Source organism: Chroococcidiopsis sp. SAG 2025 (genome assembly GCF_032860985.1).
Classification (GTDB): domain Bacteria; phylum Cyanobacteriota; class Cyanobacteriia; order Cyanobacteriales; family Chroococcidiopsidaceae; genus Chroococcidiopsis.
The window spans coordinates 33,844-52,252 of sequence record NZ_JAOCNC010000003.1; the positions used below are offsets into that span (position 1 = coordinate 33,844).

At 43.7% G+C, this 18,409-nt stretch carries 19 protein-coding genes and 4 pseudogenes; 8 read left to right on the plus strand and 15 right to left on the minus strand.

Going from position 1 to position 18,409, the window contains the following annotated elements; genetic code table 11:
* Positions 1 to 476: 476 nt before the first annotated feature.
* Positions 477 to 659: a hypothetical protein gene (locus N4J56_RS34885; RefSeq protein WP_317111342.1), complete on the minus strand. Its 183-nt coding sequence runs from the start codon at positions 657 to 659 to the stop codon at positions 477 to 479.
* Between the two features lie 90 nt (positions 660 to 749).
* On the opposite strand from N4J56_RS34885, the pseudogene N4J56_RS34890 reads away from it, so the two are divergent.
* Positions 750 to 908: pseudogene (locus N4J56_RS34890) on the plus strand (IS6 family transposase); the annotation flags it as partial.
* Positions 909 to 1,850: 942 nt separating this feature from the next.
* Here the strand turns inward: N4J56_RS34890 and N4J56_RS34895 are convergent.
* Both N4J56_RS34895 and N4J56_RS34900 read right to left on the minus strand, forming a co-directional pair.
* Complete coding sequence (locus N4J56_RS34895; RefSeq protein WP_317111743.1) at positions 1,851 to 2,192, minus strand: transposase family protein; 342 nt, start codon at positions 2,190 to 2,192, stop codon at positions 1,851 to 1,853.
* Positions 2,129 to 2,785, minus strand: coding sequence for a transposase family protein (locus tag N4J56_RS34900; RefSeq protein ID WP_317111343.1), 657 nt, complete (start codon positions 2,783 to 2,785; stop codon positions 2,129 to 2,131). Before N4J56_RS34900 ends, N4J56_RS34895 begins: the two co-directional genes overlap by 64 nt.
* A 76-nt stretch (positions 2,786 to 2,861) precedes the next feature.
* Here N4J56_RS34900 and N4J56_RS34905 point away from each other — a divergent pair, with 76 nt between their 5' ends.
* From N4J56_RS34905 to N4J56_RS34910, 3 genes and pseudogenes are all read left to right on the plus strand, one after another.
* A complete protein-coding gene (locus N4J56_RS34905) occupies positions 2,862 to 3,005 on the plus strand; it encodes a hypothetical protein (protein WP_317111344.1) in 144 nt (47 codons plus the stop codon).
* Positions 3,006 to 3,047: 42 nt separating this feature from the next.
* A pseudogene (locus N4J56_RS41560) lies at positions 3,048 to 3,176 on the plus strand (IS1 family transposase); the annotation flags it as partial.
* A 363-nt stretch (positions 3,177 to 3,539) separates the two neighbouring features.
* Positions 3,540 to 4,601, plus strand: a complete 1,062-nt coding sequence (locus tag N4J56_RS34910) for an IS4 family transposase (protein WP_317111345.1) — start codon at positions 3,540 to 3,542, stop codon at positions 4,599 to 4,601.
* A gap of 85 nt (positions 4,602 to 4,686) precedes the next feature.
* On the opposite strand, the gene N4J56_RS34915 is transcribed toward N4J56_RS34910, so the two are convergent.
* The 9 genes from N4J56_RS34915 to N4J56_RS34955 form a co-directional block, all read right to left on the minus strand.
* A complete protein-coding gene (locus tag N4J56_RS34915) occupies positions 4,687 to 5,976 on the minus strand; it encodes an FAD-dependent oxidoreductase (RefSeq protein WP_106217042.1) in 1,290 nt (429 codons plus the stop codon).
* A gap of 32 nt (positions 5,977 to 6,008) precedes the next feature.
* Positions 6,009 to 7,388, minus strand: coding sequence for a cytochrome P450 (locus N4J56_RS34920; protein ID WP_317111346.1), 1,380 nt, complete (start codon positions 7,386 to 7,388; stop codon positions 6,009 to 6,011).
* Positions 7,389 to 7,564: 176 nt separating this feature from the next.
* Positions 7,565 to 7,807: an alpha/beta hydrolase gene (locus N4J56_RS34925; RefSeq protein ID WP_317111347.1), complete on the minus strand. Its 243-nt coding sequence runs from the start codon at positions 7,805 to 7,807 to the stop codon at positions 7,565 to 7,567.
* Between the two features lie 6 nt (positions 7,808 to 7,813).
* A complete protein-coding gene (locus N4J56_RS34930) occupies positions 7,814 to 8,263 on the minus strand; it encodes an alpha/beta fold hydrolase (protein WP_317111348.1) in 450 nt (149 codons plus the stop codon).
* Positions 8,260 to 8,511: a hypothetical protein gene (locus tag N4J56_RS34935; protein WP_317111350.1), complete on the minus strand. Its 252-nt coding sequence runs from the start codon at positions 8,509 to 8,511 to the stop codon at positions 8,260 to 8,262. The genes N4J56_RS34930 and N4J56_RS34935 overlap by 4 nt, the downstream gene beginning before the upstream one ends.
* Positions 8,512 to 8,595: 84 nt before the next feature.
* Positions 8,596 to 8,808: a hypothetical protein gene (locus N4J56_RS34940; protein WP_146139731.1), complete on the minus strand. Its 213-nt coding sequence runs from the start codon at positions 8,806 to 8,808 to the stop codon at positions 8,596 to 8,598.
* A 204-nt stretch (positions 8,809 to 9,012) separates the two neighbouring features.
* Entirely contained in the window at positions 9,013 to 9,408 is a 396-nt protein-coding gene (locus tag N4J56_RS34945; RefSeq protein WP_106217040.1) for a hypothetical protein, read from the minus strand.
* A 130-nt stretch (positions 9,409 to 9,538) separates the two neighbouring features.
* Complete coding sequence (locus N4J56_RS34950) at positions 9,539 to 10,111, minus strand: hypothetical protein (protein ID WP_106217039.1); 573 nt, start codon at positions 10,109 to 10,111, stop codon at positions 9,539 to 9,541.
* Between the two features lie 92 nt (positions 10,112 to 10,203).
* Positions 10,204 to 12,297: a glycoside hydrolase family 32 protein gene (locus tag N4J56_RS34955; protein WP_317111353.1), complete on the minus strand. Its 2,094-nt coding sequence runs from the start codon at positions 12,295 to 12,297 to the stop codon at positions 10,204 to 10,206.
* Between the two features lie 536 nt (positions 12,298 to 12,833).
* Between N4J56_RS34955 and tnpC the strand changes: the two are divergent.
* Positions 12,834 to 14,156 (plus strand): annotated as a pseudogene (gene tnpC / locus N4J56_RS34960) (IS66 family transposase); the annotation flags it as partial.
* Positions 14,157 to 14,336: 180 nt separating this feature from the next.
* On the opposite strand, the gene N4J56_RS34965 reads toward tnpC, so the two are convergent.
* The gene (locus N4J56_RS34965; RefSeq protein ID WP_317108117.1) at positions 14,337 to 15,563 is read right to left on the minus strand and encodes an IS4 family transposase; all 1,227 of its coding nucleotides are present in this window, start codon (positions 15,561 to 15,563) and stop codon (positions 14,337 to 14,339) included.
* 66 nt (positions 15,564 to 15,629) lie between these two features.
* Between N4J56_RS34965 and N4J56_RS34970 the strand changes: the two are divergent.
* Together N4J56_RS34970 and N4J56_RS34975 are read left to right on the plus strand one after the other, a co-directional pair.
* Positions 15,630 to 15,791, plus strand: a pseudogene (locus N4J56_RS34970) (IS66 family transposase); the annotation flags it as partial.
* 28 nt (positions 15,792 to 15,819) lie between these two features.
* Positions 15,820 to 16,782: an ISAs1 family transposase gene (locus N4J56_RS34975; protein ID WP_410500739.1), complete on the plus strand. Its 963-nt coding sequence runs from the start codon at positions 15,820 to 15,822 to the stop codon at positions 16,780 to 16,782.
* Here the strand turns inward: N4J56_RS34975 and N4J56_RS34980 are convergent.
* Together N4J56_RS34980 and N4J56_RS34985 are read right to left on the minus strand one after the other, a co-directional pair.
* Positions 16,779 to 17,384, minus strand: coding sequence for an IS630 family transposase (locus tag N4J56_RS34980; protein WP_410500594.1), 606 nt, complete (start codon positions 17,382 to 17,384; stop codon positions 16,779 to 16,781). The genes N4J56_RS34975 and N4J56_RS34980 overlap by 4 nt on opposite strands.
* A gap of 50 nt (positions 17,385 to 17,434) precedes the next feature.
* A complete protein-coding gene (locus N4J56_RS34985; RefSeq protein ID WP_317109060.1) occupies positions 17,435 to 17,980 on the minus strand; it encodes a helix-turn-helix domain-containing protein in 546 nt (181 codons plus the stop codon).
* Positions 17,981 to 18,043: 63 nt separating this feature from the next.
* Between N4J56_RS34985 and N4J56_RS34990 the strand changes: the two genes are divergently transcribed.
* A complete protein-coding gene (locus tag N4J56_RS34990) occupies positions 18,044 to 18,349 on the plus strand; it encodes an ISAs1 family transposase (protein ID WP_410500740.1) in 306 nt (101 codons plus the stop codon).
* Positions 18,350 to 18,409 lie beyond the last annotated feature (60 nt).

The following is an 18,409-nucleotide window of genomic DNA, read 5'->3' on the forward strand; positions in this document are numbered from 1 at the left end:
TTCATCCTCAGAGGGGTTAACCAGTAGCGACAAGGCGTGGAGTTTAAGTTCGGCTTCCTCCAGGGCAAACGCATCTAAATTTGCCAGAGAATATACATAGTGTCTTGGGCTTCAACCTACGCTATATCTAGAGAATAAGTTCTCAACAAGCTGCCCTTTAATGAGTTTATTCGCAACAATTAGTGGCTAATTGCCCTTTATTGACAAGATGCGTTTGCCCTGCGGCTTCCTCTAATGATCTAACTACATGACGAAGCGATATACTTTTGATAATGCCTTGTTTCATAATTTCGTCTGTCAGTTCTCTTGGTGTCCAATGACTGATTGGTCGTCCGTAGTCTTCTGGTGGCGAACATGCCAGCGCAAATAGCAAGGGTTACTTGCTCCATACTAAATTTTACGGGTGCACCAGCACGCTCGGAGTCTTGCAATCTTTGGGGTATAGATAATTCGCATTCGCATCCACAGGTTTCCAATCATCGGTTTCGCCATAAACGAGCCATAGCGATTTCGTGATGATTTTTCCCCTCAGATGCCAGTAGAATTATTTTGGCTCGTAGTACGATTTGTTGTGGTGTACTGTGTGGGTTTATCAACTGTTGCAGTTCATTCCGTTCAGAATCGTTTAGATTTAAGTCTTTTGGAGCTAATCGTGCCACATCTAATTCCTTAATTGTCAACTAAAACCACTTTTTATCTACTTACTTATTCTCCCATGATAATGATTGGGTTACTTATGCCGCGTTGTACTAGTTAAACCTGGGATGGGCTTTGGCTCATTCAATACGGCACGGCGAACAATCAGGGGTTATGAAATTATGAATATGATGCACAAAGGTCAAATTGAAAATGTGGAGAAAGGAGCCGTTAGGAAACGAGTCAAATTCATGTATCATATCTGCCATTAGGGAACGAGTCAAATTCATGTATCATCTCTTTGGGGTAGCTGCATAATTCAACTCCTGGAAACAGGGTTCTCTGTCTAACTCAAGTTTTTACAACACTACCTGGGAATGAGAGAGAGCAAGCACGATTTTTCACTCTACCACCTCCCGTATCGAGCTTTACAACACAACTTTTTGAGAACAATTGTTCTCATATTTCGTCTTAAGTAAGTTGTTCTAAAATTTCTCCTAAAGCCACTTCTACTTCTACAGGTGTAAAATTACTGGACTCTACTAAAGAAGAGGATTCAGCAAGATGCGTTTGCATTGATAAATAAGCTTACTGTGCTACGGTAAGGGATGTCCTTAAGCTTGTAAAAATAATCCCAATATTGCTTGTAGACTCTCTCGCTGGTATTATATGGCATCACACCCAGCGGAGTGTAAACTAACCCTTGTCCCGCGCTTAAGGATGGTTGACATCGTTCTTGCGTTCAATGTGTTTCACGCCGTTTTCTCCCATCTTTTAAGGCAGAAGTGCAAGATGCGAGTTAAGCCAATATTTCACTTTCTAACTATAGAGTAAATCTCATGGAACCTGACCCCACTTCCAAGCAAACTTCTCAACAGACGAATCTCAGCCACAGTACATCCGAAATTAAGCCTTTAAGTATGTCTAATGCAGCTAGGACACGACCTTTCTTACGCAGACGTTCATTTCTTGGTCACGCTGGGATTTTTACTGCCGCTAGCGTTGTCGTAGGGGTTACAGGTTCCCCTTTCTCCTCTAAAACAAGAGGAAATGCTGCCCAGGCTAGAAGTATTAGATGTTTCCGAAAATTCTCAAAAGCTTACTATGGCTGGCTTTGAGGGATGTGTTTCATCTTGTTATGCTCAGCCAGCCTCAACCTAAAAATAGGTGTTTGAGATAGTTGCAGTTAGTAATACCTGAAAAGATAATTGATGCTAACTCATGGCGAGCGCTCCTTTTTCATCGGTTAAAGCAGGTAGAACTAAAGCTCCTATTCGTAGTCTTACTAATCCGCAAATTGTTAATATGGCTTGTTGATAAGTTTGAGAGCGCAGACGAAATCTTTGAGCGGCAACTTGAAAAACTTTCACCAATCTAATTAGATGTTCTATTAGTATTCGACCACTAGAAAAAGCTTGATTTTCTTGCTTTTGGATGTCGCTTAGTTCCCGATTTTTAGGTTTTTTATGTGGAGTGGCAACGTTCTTTTCTCCTATATAAGCTTTATCACCTTTGAACTGCTGCTGGGCAGCAAATTTTTTCTGTTGAACTCGGATCGTAAATTAATATCACTGGCAGGATCTGGCTGAGCCACTATCACATCGACAATATCCTGTGCTTGGGGAAGAATAATGAACTGGTTTTTAAAGGTGTGTTTTTTCTTCTTTCCTGAGTAGAACTTTTTTTGTTCTTTATACTCGTTGGGGCGTTGTCTGCGCTGCTCTGTGCTATCGACTAGTAACTCAAATTCTGTCAATAGTTCCTTGACAACTTCAGAATCACCCACCTGATTTTTCACTTGCTCCAACAAACTTGCTGGGAGGATTTCTTGTAATATTCTTAACCAATAATGGAAGATGTCATTTGCTGAAGTTTTAGAAATACCGAATTGCAGTCCTAAAATTTCAAACGTTGGTAGATGTCTCAGGTAAAATAAACACAAACCAACTTCACCTTCCGTTGATAAAATTGGTTTTCTTCCACCCCCAGGTGCATTGAGCCGGATTTTTGTTTGTTCTATCTGCGAACGTTGTTCACTTTGACATAAACTTGCTTGTTCCACTAGTTGAAGAAACTGCTTGTAGCTGATTCCCAAAATCTGCTTGCTGCGATGGGGATACTTATGGATATAATCAATTGGATTTATCATGATGGTAGGACAAATCAAACACACCTACCATCTTTTTCTCTCATAAATTTATATTTCGGACAAGTCTATTGGTTCATTGAACTATGACAAATTTAGCTTGAAAGCTTATCAAGTGCGCATTCAAGCAGCGCAAACAGAACTGGACTTTGGCGTTCCGCCGCACCCAACTAACGGCGATGAGGAACGCTTCCCCAAGGTAGTGCTCTTTGGGAAAGGATGAGAGAAAATCTAATGATGTAGAGAGTGATTGAGAGCCGTGATGATGACCAAACAAATCCATGCATGTCCAAGCTGTGGGTCTGAAGATGTGAGTTGCAATGGTCATACCCGACACGGCAAACAGAACTACAAATGTCGAGACTGCAGACGACAGTTCGTGCTCAATCCGCAATGGCAGCCGCTGCAGAGGAACAGCAAGGATTAATCGATCGGTTGTTACTCGAACGGATCTCACTGGCAGGCATTGCTCGAGTGCTGCAACTGTCAGAAGGAGTATGACCAAAATCTGATAGTCAAACGATGGCTGAATTTTTTGCCCAGCAAAGAATACAACTTTTGATGACTAAACAGATAGATCCCCTAAGAAACAAGAAATGACACCAAAAATCAATTCTGTTGTTTATGGTCGTAAATCCATCAACGATCGATATGTAAGTATCTAAATGCAAGTAGGGAGTCTCAGTACAGGACAAAACCTTGAAAACTGGAGCAGGAAAGGGTTTCATGGAAATTGCGAATAGTCCAATGAAACCCTATGAATCAGGTTACTCTACTACGGCAAACGTTGCAGCCCCATCTAGCATGGCACGGGGCACGCTTGAGCTTTCTGGCAATGTTTCTCATCGCTTTATTTCGGGTTAAAACAGTCAATTTGACTGAGCTAGCGGCTGGTTTTATGGGACAGGCGCAGACAGACTCTCATCATAAACGCTTACAACGGTTCTTTCGCGAATTTGAACTCAATTACTATGAGATTGCTAAAGTGATTGTGGGACTGATGAATATCCCTGAACCTTGGATATTGAGCTTGGATCGCACCGATTGGCAGTTTGGGCAAACCACCTTCAATATTCTGACTTTGGGCATCGTTCATCAAGGGGTGGCATTTCCAGTCCTGTGGTGGATGCTGGATAAAAAGGGTAACTCCAACACAAGCGAGCGTATCGAGTTGATGGAGGAGATAAACACCCTGTTCCCAGAACGTAAAATTGCTTATCTAACAGCAGATCGAGAGTTTTTAGGACACGATTGGTTTGGATACCTGCTCAAACAACCAATGATTCCTTTTCGTATCCGTATTCGAGCCAGTGATTGCTTGAGTGATGGGCGGCGAAGCCTCAAGGCGGGTATCGTCTTTCAACATCTCAAACTTCAACAAACTCAGATTTTACCTAAACGTCGTCGTTTATGGGGTTACTGGTTGTATGTGGCTGCCCTACGGCTAGAGGATAACGATTTGTTAGTGGTTGTGACTCCAAATTCACCTTCAACTGCCATCACTGATTACGCAGCTAGGTGGGGAATTGAAACCTTATTTGGCATCTTCAAGACTCGCGGCTTTTGTTTGGAATCCACCCACTTTACAGACTCAGAACGCTTGAGCAAACTCTTCGCTCTATTAACTATAGCTCTGTGCTGGGCTTTTCGGACAGGTCAATGGTTGCACGAAATTAAACCCCTGAAATTGAAAAAGCATGGACGCAAAGCCAAGAGCTTGTTTCGCCGTGGTTTTGACCACTTACGTAGGATTGTCCTTAACTTGGAGCAAGAGGCTGATGAGTTTCTCAATGCCTTAGAATTTTTGTCCTGTACTTAGGTAGGGAGTAGGCGGTGGGGAATAGTAAACATACAAATGACAAATGACCGGTCGCGATCGCAAATGCGCCAATCTTATTGGTGTTTCACGAGGCATGAGGCGACGATCGCTTGACCTTATTAATCCAGCTCTGGCTAAGGTTCAACACATGGGAATAGGACAAATCTCGATCTAGCACCAGATCGAAGACAAACGGCTTCACCCACTGAGGGAACCATCTATGCAACAGCCTGCTCATCGTCAACCGTAAGAAAAACTCAAAGACTAACGCCTTGGTGCGTGGAAACGAATAGTTTGATAATTCCCCCAGCGCATGAGCATCAGGAACTCGTTGTTCGGAAAAGGCAGGTAACACCAGCGCCCAATCATCCTCGTACTGCTCTAACAACTGCCCAAAAATCAGCACATCTTCCAATGAGGCATTACACCCCTGCCCCAGCGACGGCGATACTGCATGAGCTGCATCCCCAATCAGCAAAATACTATCACCATCATGAAAACGATCGCAACTTACGGTTAACACCCGCCCTACCGGACGATGCCAGAACGCTTCTGCCTCTTCCTGAGACATCAACTGCCCAAACAAGGGAAAGTTCTGTTGGAAAAACGTCAAAACCTCTTCTTTGGTAGATAAACTTGAAAGCGGATTTTCCTGGGCATCAAAAATAACTAACCCATTGAGCCGATCTCCAGGCTGAGGCACCATCAGCATCCGCGTCTGATTGTCCCGATACCATCCATGAATCTTGTCAGGCTCTAGCTCCAACCCCCCAGATGGATTCAATCGGTTGAGATACACTGACTTATATGCATCCGGTACGTAGTTTAGCTTGCACTGCAAACCTGCATCTAGGGCTAAATAGTCACGAACGTGCGATCGCGCTCCATCTGCTGCTACAAGAGCGTCGTATGTAACAGTAAAAGCCTCACCCTGTCCCATCTGCAACGTCACGGTCTTAGCTCTCCTGTCCACTTGGACGCACTGACAGCCAAACTTAACTAGAAGTTGTTCTGACGTGTAGGTTTGGGTTAAGTGCTGCAAGAGAATCATCACCAGGCGATTGCGATCGATCGTCAGCAGCGGGGTTGCACGCGAAATCTTACGAGCTTTGCCCTGCTTGCGATGCATTATCGATCCATTGCAAAACACACCAGCTCTAGCGATCGCCTCCTCTAACCCTGCCAGAGCGCGAAATGCCTTTCTGCCGCGTTCCTGAAGCGAGAGCGGAAACGTGCGGTCTTGCGATAAATCAACCAAACGCGGGTCAGCACGCTGTTCGTAAAGCTCAACACAATACTTGCCCCGACGCAATAAATAATGGGCAAGTAGCAGTCCAGCTGGACCGGCTCCAATGATGACAACCTTTTGAAGCATAGGCTTTATCCATCACTCTGATTCATGAGAGTTCATATATACATTGAACAGTTATTGTCTAACGGGCAGGAGCGATCGCTCTTACTCATTTTTACTCCACCTTGAGGACCCATTAAAAAACCTCGACGTGCTGGAGTAACGGGAGCTTTTTCTTCTAATTTTAACTGAGAATTTAAGAGAATTGTCGCTAGAATTAGTTTCATTTCAAACAGGGCAAATACTTGACCCAAACACTGACGAGAACCTCCGCCAAAGGGAAAAAATTCATAAGATGTGTATTTCCGATTAATAAACCTTTCTGGTTGAAATTTGAGTGGTTGAGGATATAAATCTTCACGACGATGAGTCAGATAGATACAGGGTGTCACATATGTTCCAGAAGCAATGTGATATCCCCTTAAATTGACAGAGCGTAGAGTAATTCTAGGAAAAGTGAAAAGAACTACAGGGTAGATCCGCAAGGTTTCTTGACAAACTGCTGTTAGATAAGGCAGTTGAGCAATTCTCATCGGGTCGGGAGTATTTAAACCTTGCAACTCATGCAATATTTTCTCATAGACTTCTGGTTGTTGATGAATCCAGTATAAAGCCCAAGCGATCGCAGTAGCAGTAGTTTCATGACCGGCATTGAGTAAAGTTAAGAGATTATCTCTTAATTCGCGATCGCTCATAGCTTCTCCATCTTCATATTTCGCTTGGATTAGCAAACTCAGAATATCCAAACGACTCGATTGCACTTGTTGGCGACGCTCCAATATTTCCGCCATCAGTTTTTCATCGATCTGTTGTCGCAAACGAAGATATTTTCTCCAAGGACTCCAAGCACCTAAATCCTTTTGTAAAGACGGAAGCAATAAGACACTAGCGCTGAGTGGTGAACTCGTCAAATCCAGCCAAGTTGCCATTAAGTTTTTCAGTTTCTTAAACTTTAATTCCTCGTCAATACCAAAGACTACTTTTAAGATAATCGTCATGGTAATGTTTTCACTTAAATGACGGACGATAAAGGTTTCACCTGGTTTGAGGTGTTGGAGCGCTTGTTGGGTAATCTCACAAATCTGTTGCCCATAACTAAGCATCTGTTCGCCATGAAAGGGAGGTGTCATTAGCTTCCGCTGACGCTGATGGCGTTCTCCATCTTGTACAATTAATGAGTTCTCTCCAATTTGAGGTTTGAAGATTTCATTAGCCGCACCTGGAGCATCAAGAATTTTATTTGTGGGATTAAATAATTCTTGCAGATCCTGGGGATGACTGACAACCAAAGTTTCTAGATTGCCAAAAGAATTAGTAAAAAATAGCTCTCCATAATTTTTGGCGCAACGATCCAAAAACTCCATTGGTTTTAGGGTTGATTCGATCTGTTGGATAAATTTAGGAGATTTCAGTTTTTCAATTTGTTTAACCATCATACTTTCTGCTAGCTAAATGATTGTGTTATTTAGGTTAATTATTCTGATTTAGCTTTCTGTATCAAGTAGCACCTAATTGCTTCCCAACTTATAAGTCGATCGCGTAGCAGACGAATGCAATATTAGGAGCATTTTTTCTTCAGCACATTTGAGAACGCTCCATTCTCACATCCTTTCTACCATACTAGTTTTTGCATCCCAACCAGAAATCTTAAGTATTCCGCAGTTGCTGACTTTGAGTTTTCTATTAGCAGCAAATGTCCTGCCTTGGGTAATCGGAGCGTTTGGCTTTCGGGAATGCAGCGTTGCAGCCGCTCGGTTCCACTAATATCGTAAATCTTGTCTTCTGTACCCCAGATAGCAAGGGTGGGAAGTTGAGACGATCGCCCTTGACAGAGAACGTCATCGTACAGGTTCACGATATCTCAAATTTGTTGGTAGTGGCGGTTACGAGTGATGTAGTCGTTCACTCTCTCTGTTTTAACAGTATCAGGGATGGTGGGTGGCGTGACAAACAGCAGGCTAATTTCCAAGTCAAACTGTTCTTTAGAGATCGGAATAAAGGGGTTTATGCCGTCCAAAATGGAATTTCTGACACTCGCAGCCCAATCAACTACACCTAATGGCGCACCGATAAACGCCAGGCTACGCACCTGTTGAGGGTAACGCTGGCTATAAAGGGCGGCGATTGCTCCCCCCATCAAACTCCCTGCCAGATCGAAGGAGCGAATTCCTAATTGATTCGCGAACTGGTGCAGCAGTTCAACCTGATTCTCCAGGGCATAGTCCCTCGTTGCGGCAAGAGAACTGTTACCGTAGCCAGGTAAGTCAGGAGCGATCGCCCGATAACCCGCCTTAGATAACTGACACATCATACTGTCCCACTGCTCTTTGTCAGCAAATAGTCCATGCAGCAGTAAGATCGGCTGTCCAGCGCCAACCGAGTTGTAGGACAACGTTCCATTATTAATCGGGGCAGAATGGGTGGCGATCGCGCAGTCTGAAGCAGACGCTGGGTTAGGGTATGACCAAATTCTGATGTGGCAGCAGAATATACATGCGTTGTATCGCTTTCGTTGATGGATTTACGACCATAAACAACAGTATCGATTTTTGCTGTCATTTCCTGTTTCTTGGGGGATCTATCTGTTTGGTCATCAAAAGTTGTATTCCTTGCTGGGCAATAAATTCAGCCATCGTTTGACTATCAGAATTTGGTCATACCCATTAATTCATCCCATTTATCCAAATTTTTAGCATTAACCTGGTGCTTCAAGTACTCTAGGGCAACGGTGGTTTTACCCTGCCATAAATGTGAGAGTAGAAATTTTAAGTGCTGGACTTTTTCCAGCTTATTGACAGCAATCATTGACATCAATTCTCGGAGTTTCTTGCTCAGATGATACCAATCTAAAACCACGGTAACTGCTACACCAAAAATGCTGAGAAGCCGATGACGAATAGTTCTAGCTCCATCAGTAATCGCTACTAAATTTAATGGAAAAGTTTTTCTCCCATATTCTTGTATGACTTTAGCTTTAACTACACTGGCTAAGGTGAGTAAATCTTTCCCTTTTGCATCAATAGGCGCAGCTATGTATTCAAACTCCCCAGTTGCTTTTTGTCATAATACAATATCTGTTATGATGGCTGGAGTTTTAGTGACAAGCTCACTCAAGCTCTCACCTTCCCTGACGAGCTGGTTTCTGGCTTGTCTTTGCTCTTTCTGCCCTTTTACTTGGATGCCATCCTCAAATAAAAGAATTTCTTTTGATTCTGGCTGGTAAATATTTACTGTGGGATTTACTTTCACTACATCTTGGTTACTTTTAGCCAGAGTTATTCTTGTACTTTCATAAATTTCTTGGCTAAATTCTAGAGCTTTGTTACTTACTATTTGTCCTATCTTTTGGTCACTTAATAGTCTCTCTCCACTAACTCTTTCTACTAAACTAGCTACTTCTTCATAACTGAGGCGATTACTGTAGTAACCACAAAACTCCTGCAATCTTGAACTCATATAGCCTGATTGCAATTGATTTGTTAGAGCTAAGTAGTTGGTTTCTCGTCCATCAAATTGGTATTTCTGTAAACCGAATACAAACTTTCCATGTATTGTCTTAATCCATACCAGTCGTGTGCCGTTACAATTAAATTTCTGTTTTTTTTATCTCTTGCGTGAACTGGGTTTGAGCCCCAGTTAACAAGCTTGCTTCTATTTCGGGTAGTGCCTGCTGTTTCCAGTTTTCAACTGCTCCCTCGATCTCATGCAAACTTTGACCCCCTAAATCTATCTCGTGTGGCGCTAGATGGCTCAAAATATTCCCTGCTTCATCTCGAATCACTATTTCCACTCTTGCTCTCATACTTTGCTCCTTTTGACGCTCGTTTCCACCCATCTCTGGTCGTTCTCCTAGTCTAGTGGCATCAACGGATAATTTACAGGTGGAATCATCCCGCACGGTATCCGCATCCCAAGCGGCACGATTTAACAAATTCTGGAATCTGTAAGGATCTCTATCCCCTATCGCTTCAGCCAATTGCCAGCTATTTTTGCGCTCCACCGGGCTGATTAGTCCTTTAGTATATGCCAGCGCTGCTTGTTTAGCTTCTAATCTGGCGAAGCGAGAAGCAATGCGTTTTTCAAGCTCGTTAAACTGTGCTAATACTGGTTCAACTGCTCCTTCGTTCGCTTTGTTTGTGTTTGAGTGTACTAGAACCATAAGATGAAATAGATTGCTCTACATACATTCTAGCTCTTATCGATCTACAACTGTCGTACTAGAACACTACCGTAATTTGCAGTCTGAAATCATCAGTCATCACTGAACGGGTAGATAACTAAGCTTACTATCTTTGCATTTCCTCCTATTGCATAAATCTTGAACTCTTTATTGGATGAATTAGGAAAGAATAAACTGCTTAACACCACTCGTCCATCGCCTGCAAACACTTCTACCGAACTTCGATCCACGAGAATCCGAAGTTTTAAGATACTATTATTCGTGCCACGCGCTTCAACAGGTATCCGAGTTATATACGCTCCTTGATTGGATTTGGCATTTTTGAAGTCTGATACGAGTTGCTGTGTTGGTACTGCAAGAGGAACAGAGGCAGACAACCATTTACCGATAAACCCAGACTCTGGTTGTTTCAATTGTGAAGTCAATCCACCCGCTTCAGAAGTAGAGCGTGTTAGTGATAGCTCTCCCTTGTTGGAACCAGTACGTCGCCATGCCAACACTATTCCTTGCCCTGTCTTACCCGATCGCAGATGAATCTTTACTTCAGAGTTCACTTTGGGCAAACCAGCCACATCAATTACCAGGTTAGCATCGAATGCAGTGGAACGAAAATTCTTCAGCTCCCTCGGTGTCTTGTTGGTAAGTGGTTTATCCCGCAACCGAGTTACGCGCCCGACAGCAGAATTTCTCAGAACCGCTAGTTCGGGAACCGGAGTTTGAGTCAGCCAATAGGTGTTAGAGTCTCTCATCAGCCCTAGGTTTCGCGGAATGCTCAATTGCCCTCGCCAGGGCGTTGTTGGAACTTTCAGAGCGTATCGCCAATTATTTTGCCAGCCAGCTAGGATTCGTCGTCCTGGAGTGCCAGACCAGGTTTGAGGCGCAAAAAAATCTGGACCAAAATCTAAAGGTCGAGGCTGTGACTCCGGCTTGAACTGCTTACCATCAAATTCACCGACTATGTAGAAGCTACGTGAGGTAAACTTTCGTGACCTTTCACATTCCTGTTTGGGTTTGGAGTCAGCAATCGGCATTCCGGTACTGTCTCGAAGACCCTGGCATACCTCGGTCAGAAGAAACCCTTCGCTATAAGTCAGTATCCACTTGGTCTGGCTAGTTTTCAAATTGCTGACAGGCAACTCGATCAAATCTGGAGTTTCGACGAAAGGACCATTAGTGGTGAGGCTACTATAGAACGGGATAGAAGACAGGAGTTTCCACCGTCTCAGATTCGCCGACTCGTAAAGCTCGACTTTATCTCCAACCGCTAACACCATAATCCAGCGCCCTTTATAGGGGAATACCTTCGGATCTCGAAAATCTGGCTCAGTAGAAGGTGTCAAGTTTGGCAGCACGCTCTCTGGCACTTTAAAAGACTCGCCCCCATTGCAGCTAGCAGCAAGCCACTGGTCTTGGAGTGCGAGCGCCGGAGTATTCTTTGTGAATATCGCAGCAACACAAAGGTTTGAGCAGACGCAGGGGAACTGTTTCGCTGCCTCACCACTAACGACCACCGCAGAACCCGAAAAGGGAGACCAGACTTGATTTCGATCGTCGCTACTAGGAAGCAGATCCATTGGCGGACTGAACATTGCGTCTCTGCGCCTAGACCAGCGAACCAGATCTTTGCTAACCGCGTGTCCCCAGTTTAGTTGACCATTATTATCCCTGGAGAACGGAACTGCCTGATAATAAAGATGGTATGTTCCGTTGATGTAGACAAGACCGTTCGGATCGTTCATCCATCCCCATGAGGGGGCAAAATGAAACAAAGGTCTCCAAGAACTGTTGGGATATTCCTTCACGTTTAGCCGAACCGTTTCAGAACCTCCTTTGGGGTAATAAAGGTTTGGGGCTATTTTAACCGTCAGGTTAAAATCCCGCTCTTTAGGGATATCAAGAGGAACAGTTACCTCCAGTACAATCTGCCCTTTTGCTCTACCCTGTGCCAGTCCTTTCTGACTGAGAAGCCTGACACCAATCCGCGCATCTGAGGAAGCGACCGAAGTTGCAAAATTGATTCCATCTCCGATCGCAGTAATGCGGCGTGTTTCACCCTGATGAACGCTACCACCTCCAACAACTTTTTCGATCGCCGACCGCGCAGGAGCGGGAGAAATCAACAAAGCCACGGTTGCATAAAGCATAGAAACAGCACGTACCTTCATCGCTCTTCTCCTAAAGAATATCTCTGCAACTGGGGCTGAAACTTCACACCTCGATTCAAGGATGTAGATGGATGGATTATATACATATTAAATTCTCGTGATAGGGCATTTCATTCAGTAAACAAAAAATAACACTTCTACGCTTCATGCAAGAACGTCATGATTAGCGCTTTTTCAAAACAATTGCTAGTCTCATTGTGGTGTAAAATTTTGTTAAAAAGATGAAAACTTGCTGGTAAGTTTTGGGCAGTAAATTCAAAAAGCATATTGCATAAAATTAACTCGATAACGAAACAAAGTATGAATAAATTTTGTTCGAGCTAGTCCAGCTATTTCAAACAGGGTAAGCGCATCTAATTTTGTAGCTAAGATTACAGATTATGTTGCACAACTGTAGGTTGGTAGAGATGATTTGAGTATGAAAGATGTTAAGTAGTACGCTAAGGACTCAAAGCGTCTATCATACTTAACGGGTCGTAAGGATTCAGGTCAAAGAGTATTGACAAGTGTGGTGACAGAGGCAGAATATAGCAATTATGCAAAAAGACCTGCTCCAAAAACTAGACGATGAAAGCCTTGAAAAGCTGGCACCAGAGCAACTGGTGAACATAATCATCGAGCAGGCACGGACGATCGAGAAATTAAACAAAACAATAGTAGAACTAGAACAACAAGTAGAAAAACTCAAGGTTAGTAGAGATCGGGATAGTAAAATATCATCGAAACCGCCATCGGGGGATATCCTCAAAAAATCCGAAAAGAAACAAGAGGTAGCGGATGAAGAGGACAAAACTTCAAAACGGAAGCCAGGAGGACAACCAGGTCATCCAGGTAAAACTCGTAAAGGTTTTGACAGGGTAGATCGGTTTGAAATTTTACGTCCACAGCTGTGTGAATGTTGTGGAATGAGTGGTTTTTCACTTGAACCAATAAAAGTTGAAATACAACAAGTTGCACAGTTAGTAGAACGCCCAATATCGATAGTTGAATATCATCGTTATACTTGTGTCTGCCAGCAGTGTGGAAACGAAAAAACAGCAGGCTGGTCACCAGATATAGTTCCAGGACAAGACATCGGTATAAAACTTCAAGCCTTTTTAGGGTGGATAAATAACTACGGGCATTTGTCTTATGAAAAGCAGCAAGAACTGTTATGGGAACTGGGTGAAATAGAAATTGGGGTGGGAACCCTAGTCAGTACAAATGAAAGAATAGATAGTGCAGTTGAGCAAAGTGTTAACTCTCTCAAAGAGTGGATACAACAGACGCAGCCAAATATTCATGTAGATGAAACACCTTGGGTAGTTAAAGGTGTAAAAGAATGGTTGTGGATTTTTGCCAACACCAATTTCGCTTTGTTTCATGCCGCAGACACTCGGTCGCGCGTCGAATTAGAATTTATCTTGGGTTTGAACTACGACGGTGTAGTTAGTTCTGATGATTATTCTGTCTACAACGGTTATGACGTAAAAGCTCAACAGAAATGTTTGGCTCATCTACGTCGCCACTTTAAAAAATTACTTAAGCTCCCAGGATTAAATAACCTTGAAATTGGCAAGGTGTTTGTCAAGTTGATCGATGAAGGCTTTAGAAATTACGCAAAATTTCAACAAAATCAAGATATTCTAGAGTTCTTGAGTTGGGCATCACAGTTTAAATTACTAGTTGAATCCTCTCTCAATGAATGGATTGGAAAAGCTGGAGGAGAAGCTGGTAAACTGATAAGTTCATTACGAGAGAAAGCACATCAATGGTGGTATTTCTTAGACCATCCGCAGATACCTCCAGATAATAACCTAGCTGAACGAACGTTACGTTTAGCTGTCACTAAACGAAAAGTCAGTGGAGGTTCCCGTTCCAATACTTCTTGGTTAAGGGTTAAGCAGTATTAGTAATAGAAAAAACTAGCGGTGTTCGGATGAACCCTGCCCCCCTGTGAACCGGCTTTTTGGATGAAAACTTCGAGCGTGGCTTTTTGACCACTCTCGGATTACTTCTAGCCTGTCGTGGGGGAATTTTTTCAGCCAAGATGTCTGTAATTAGCTTGGTGAAAAAAAAGGTAGTTCCTCTGGTTGAATGTCTTGAAAGTCGCCAATTGCACGACGGATAACTTTAAGTGTACCTGTAAAACCCAAGCGCAGAGGAGATATTCCTGCTTGCTGGGCGGCAGTAAACATCAAATAGCGCACGGCATAATGCCCCAACAGCCAGCCGTAAATTTCTTGCACAACTTCACGCGGTTTGAGAGAACGAATTGGAGTTTTGCGTCCAAGTAGATGAGTCTTGAGTTCGTCGATAGTATTTTCAACTTCCCAACGCTGATGATATTCGTTTGCTAGCAATAAAGCCGGGAACAAGGCGATATCTAGCTTGCTAGTAATCAGACGATAGGAATGCTTTCCCTGCTCGGTATCAATGGTGTACTCAATTACTCGTACTGCGATCTTAGTTGCGCCTTTTTTCTTGGACTTCCCATCAGGATGAATCCAACTTAGATAAGAGCCATCATCCAAAACTTTTTCCACTGAAAATTTGACATTAGCTGGTACTCGTCCCAAGTAATCGCATCGGGTTGCTAATGTTGCTTGCACCATTGCATAGGAATGTAAGCCTCTATCCCACATTAATAGCATTCCTTCGCTGACAGAACGCAGCAGTTTTTTCGCTCTTACCCGTTCGCCGATTCGGTAGGGACACATCAGTGCATCTACGATTAAATGTGTACCCGCTTCAATCAATATCACCACTCGGACTTTAGGAAATGCCGCTCGTGTACCCCGACGAGAAGCTGGATATCCAAAAACTCTAGCATTCGCTTTCGAGTCCGGTACATCTAGCACGGTTCCATCTACTGCCATCACCCTCAGTCCCCCCAAAAATGCTCCAGGCGTTTGGTTTGTAGCTTGTGGGCGTGCTACTCGCTCAAATAGCCGACTCATTACCCGGCTTCCTAATCGCTGCCTAGCTTCGCTAATTGAGGCGCTGTTTGGTACTTTCCAGTACTTGCCTAATTTTGTCCACTCTCTGCTTAACCCATTGACCAGATTCTTCAACACGCTTGCCATCGAATCATTTGACCACAGGCTCATGGCAATCACTAAACACACCACTAGACTCGATGGTAGTTTGCGCTTACGTTCTTCTCTTACTTCTGTATTACCAATAGTTTGTTCAATCACTTCAATCGGTATGGCCGTTTCTATTGCTTTGAACACATGACTCGACTCAATTACCGGTGAAATTAACGAGAATTCTTTCAACTGCATTGGCTCCTAGCTATCTCAATCCACACTCTCCTCTTTACTTGATTCTAGCCTTAACCGAGAAGTATTGGTTCCCGTTCTATGCAACGGTTCAAAGATACTGCTAATTTATTGACAGTCATACAAACCTGCCGCCGTCAGGGACGTTCCGTAATTGAACTTTTTGTGCAAGCTATAACAGCAATGGTCAACCCTTCTGTGCAGGTACCATCTCTAATACCTCAACTTTAGACCTGAATCCTTACAACGGGTCAGTCTCATGGCATCAGGTTTCAAATCTCCAAAACAAACGATTAAAAGCTCAAAAGATTTGAGTAGAGCAAAGGCGAGTGCACTGACAGAAAAAATAGTATCAGTTTTTAGCGAGATAGAAGATCCACGTGTAGAAAGAACTCGTGTCCATGTATTAACAGATATTTTAATCATTGGAATATTGTCAGTAATTGCCGGAGGTAAGGGATGGGAGGACATGGAAAATTATGGATTAAGTAAATCCGAATGGCTCTTGCAGTTTTTAGCTTTACCTGAAGGTATTCCAAGTGCAGATACATTTAGACGAGTATTTGAACGGATTAATCCACAAGTATTTGAGCGATGCTTTCGAGGCTGGGTAAAATCTGTAGTTGAGGCAGTAGGAGTGCAAGTAATCCCCATCGATGGTAAGACCCTCAAAGGCTCCTACGACAGAGAACAGGGAAAATCAGCAATACATTTGGTAAGCGCATGGGCGTGCGAACATCGTCTGGTTTTAGGACAAGTTAAGGTGGCAGATAAATCTAACGAAATTACGGCAATTCCGGCGTTATTGGAATTATTAGATATAGCAGGATGCATTATTACGATTGATGCCATGGGTACACAAACCGCCATCGCATCTCAGATTTTTAACGCCAAAGCTGATTATATCTTATCGCTTAAAGGTAATCATCCTACACTTCACGGACAAGTGAAAGATTGGTTTGAGCAATACTTAGCTCAAGGGTTTGAAGGGATTATTCATAGTTATGATGAACGGCTAGAGAAAGGTCATCATCGTACTGAAAAAAGACAAGTTTGGTGCGTTCCTATTTCTCAACTACCAACTTTACACAACCAAAATGATTGGGTCGGACTTCAATGCGTTGTCATGGTAGTGCGGCTACGACATCTTTGGCATAAAACCACCCGTGAAGTTCAGTTTTATTTAACTAGTAGAGGTTGGCGGAAATACGCCTACCGTTAAGCAGCCAGTGCCTTACCTTTATATGTCCACTGGAATGGTTTTGCCATCGTATGGTTGAAATAGGTAATGAATTCAAGGATACGCGCTTTCAAATCAGCTTGAGTGGTAAAACTGGCTCGCCTGAGTAGCTTCCGTACTAAGATACTGAACCAGATTTCAATCTGATTTAACCAGGAACAATGCTTGGGAGTGAAGTGAAACACAATTCGGTGGGTCGGATCACTCAAAAAAGCAGCGCGAGTGTGCATGGATTTGAGAATGCCCTGCTTGCCTTTAATCCCCAGGTCATCAGTGATTTGTTCAACTTGAGCGACAAACCGTACTAACGATTCTGATTGATGGATGTTTAAGCAGTCCATCACTAGGTGCCATTTGGAAGCATCGGCAGCCGTTGCCAGGGTTTGTTGGATATGGGTGAGATAGTCTGCCTCGGTGCGAGTCTCTCCAACGGTTGGATGAATCACTTGTCCACTGGCAACATCGAAACTAGCAATCAAGGTTTGGGTGCCGTGGCGAATGTACTCAAACTCCTGTCGTTCTCGCTTGCCTGGTCGCATCGGCAGGTTTTTGGCTTTCCGCTCCAGCGCTTGAATTCCGGTCATTTCGTCAATACTAATGGTTCGTTCTCCTGCCTTGGCTCGTTCTGAGGCACTCAAGTAGGTATCGCAGATGACGGTGACTTTGTCGTCGAACGCAGGGTCGGGGGGGGATTCAACCAGTAACCGGACTGATGTGGTTTGAGCGTCGCTTCCTCTAATAATCGTCCCACATGCCGAGGCGAGATCCGCTCTACAATTCCCTGTTTGACCAGTTCATCTGCCAGTTCTCTCGGTGTCCAATGACTGATGGGTCGCCCGTAGGTTTCTGGCTTGTCACAGGCTAAAGCAAACAATTGCAGCATTTGTTCCAGGCTAAATGTTGCAGGGGTTCCCGGACGTTCCGCATCCTGCAACCGTTCCTCTACAGGCAAATCTTTCTCGCTTAAGGTTAACCATCGTTCTCGCCATAACCTTGCCATGTCCCGACTGATATTCAGCCTGCTGGCAATCTCCCTGTGATTGTATCCCTCGTCTGCCAGCAGAATGATTTCGGCTCTCATGGCGATTTGTTGGGGGGTGCGATGTCGAGCTACTAATTGTTTGAGTTGTTGACGTGCGGTTTCATCTAACGTCAGAGGTTTAGGGGCTGATTTCGGCAAGGCGCTTGACTTATTCAGGAGAACCTATCAAGCATAGCCGAATTTACGCCAAGCTCTACTAGTTTGAACTATGATGCGCCTCAACTGGGGCAAGCTATTCGTTGGCATTGGAGTGTTGAAAATAGTCTACATTGGAGCATGGATGTCACTTTCAATGAAGATGCTTGCCGCGTCCGTACTGGTCATGCTCCACAAAATTTAGCACTGCTGCGACGAATTGCTCTTAATGCCTTGAACCTGGAGCAATCGTTCCAGCGTAGTAATCGCCAAAAGTCGAATCGAGCCGCTATGGACAATCACTACATGCTGACCATTCTTGCTGCTTGCTTATCCCAATACAATCGTGCCTCTAAATCCGCTTGTCAATAGCATTTGAGATGCGCTTACCCTGCTATTTCAAATGCTTTACTTTGAGCAATTTCATAATTA

Excerpts from the sequence above, each read along its gene's own strand:
- N4J56_RS34920 (WP_317111346.1), bottom strand. The coding sequence starts at position 7,388 with ATGATGGTTAAACAAATTGAAAAACTGAAATCTCCTAAATTTATCCAA.
- N4J56_RS34980 (WP_410500594.1), bottom strand. The coding sequence starts at position 17,384 with ATGACCGGAATTCAAGCGCTGGAGCGGAAAGCCAAAAACCTGCCGATG.
- N4J56_RS34945 (WP_106217040.1), bottom strand. The coding sequence starts at position 9,408 with ATGAGTTCAAGATTGCAGGAGTTTTGTGGTTACTACAGTAATCGCCTC.
- N4J56_RS34950 (WP_106217039.1), bottom strand. The coding sequence starts at position 10,111 with ATGGTTCTAGTACACTCAAACACAAACAAAGCGAACGAAGGAGCAGTT.
- N4J56_RS34975 (WP_410500739.1), top strand. The coding sequence starts at position 15,820 with ATGGCATCAGGTTTCAAATCTCCAAAACAAACGATTAAAAGCTCAAAA.
- N4J56_RS34930 (WP_317111348.1), bottom strand. The coding sequence starts at position 8,263 with ATGATGTGTCAGTTATCTAAGGCGGGTTATCGGGCGATCGCTCCTGAC.
- N4J56_RS34900 (WP_317111343.1), bottom strand. The coding sequence starts at position 2,785 with ATGATAAATCCAATTGATTATATCCATAAGTATCCCCATCGCAGCAAG.
- N4J56_RS34935 (WP_317111350.1), bottom strand. The coding sequence starts at position 8,511 with ATGACAGCAAAAATCGATACTGTTGTTTATGGTCGTAAATCCATCAAC.
- N4J56_RS34915 (WP_106217042.1), bottom strand. The coding sequence starts at position 5,976 with ATGCTTCAAAAGGTTGTCATCATTGGAGCCGGTCCAGCTGGACTGCTA.
- N4J56_RS34955 (WP_317111353.1), bottom strand. The coding sequence starts at position 12,297 with ATGAAGGTACGTGCTGTTTCTATGCTTTATGCAACCGTGGCTTTGTTG.
- N4J56_RS34910 (WP_317111345.1), top strand. The coding sequence starts at position 3,540 with ATGAATCAGGTTACTCTACTACGGCAAACGTTGCAGCCCCATCTAGCA.
- N4J56_RS34965 (WP_317108117.1), bottom strand. The coding sequence starts at position 15,563 with ATGCAGTTGAAAGAATTCTCGTTAATTTCACCGGTAATTGAGTCGAGT.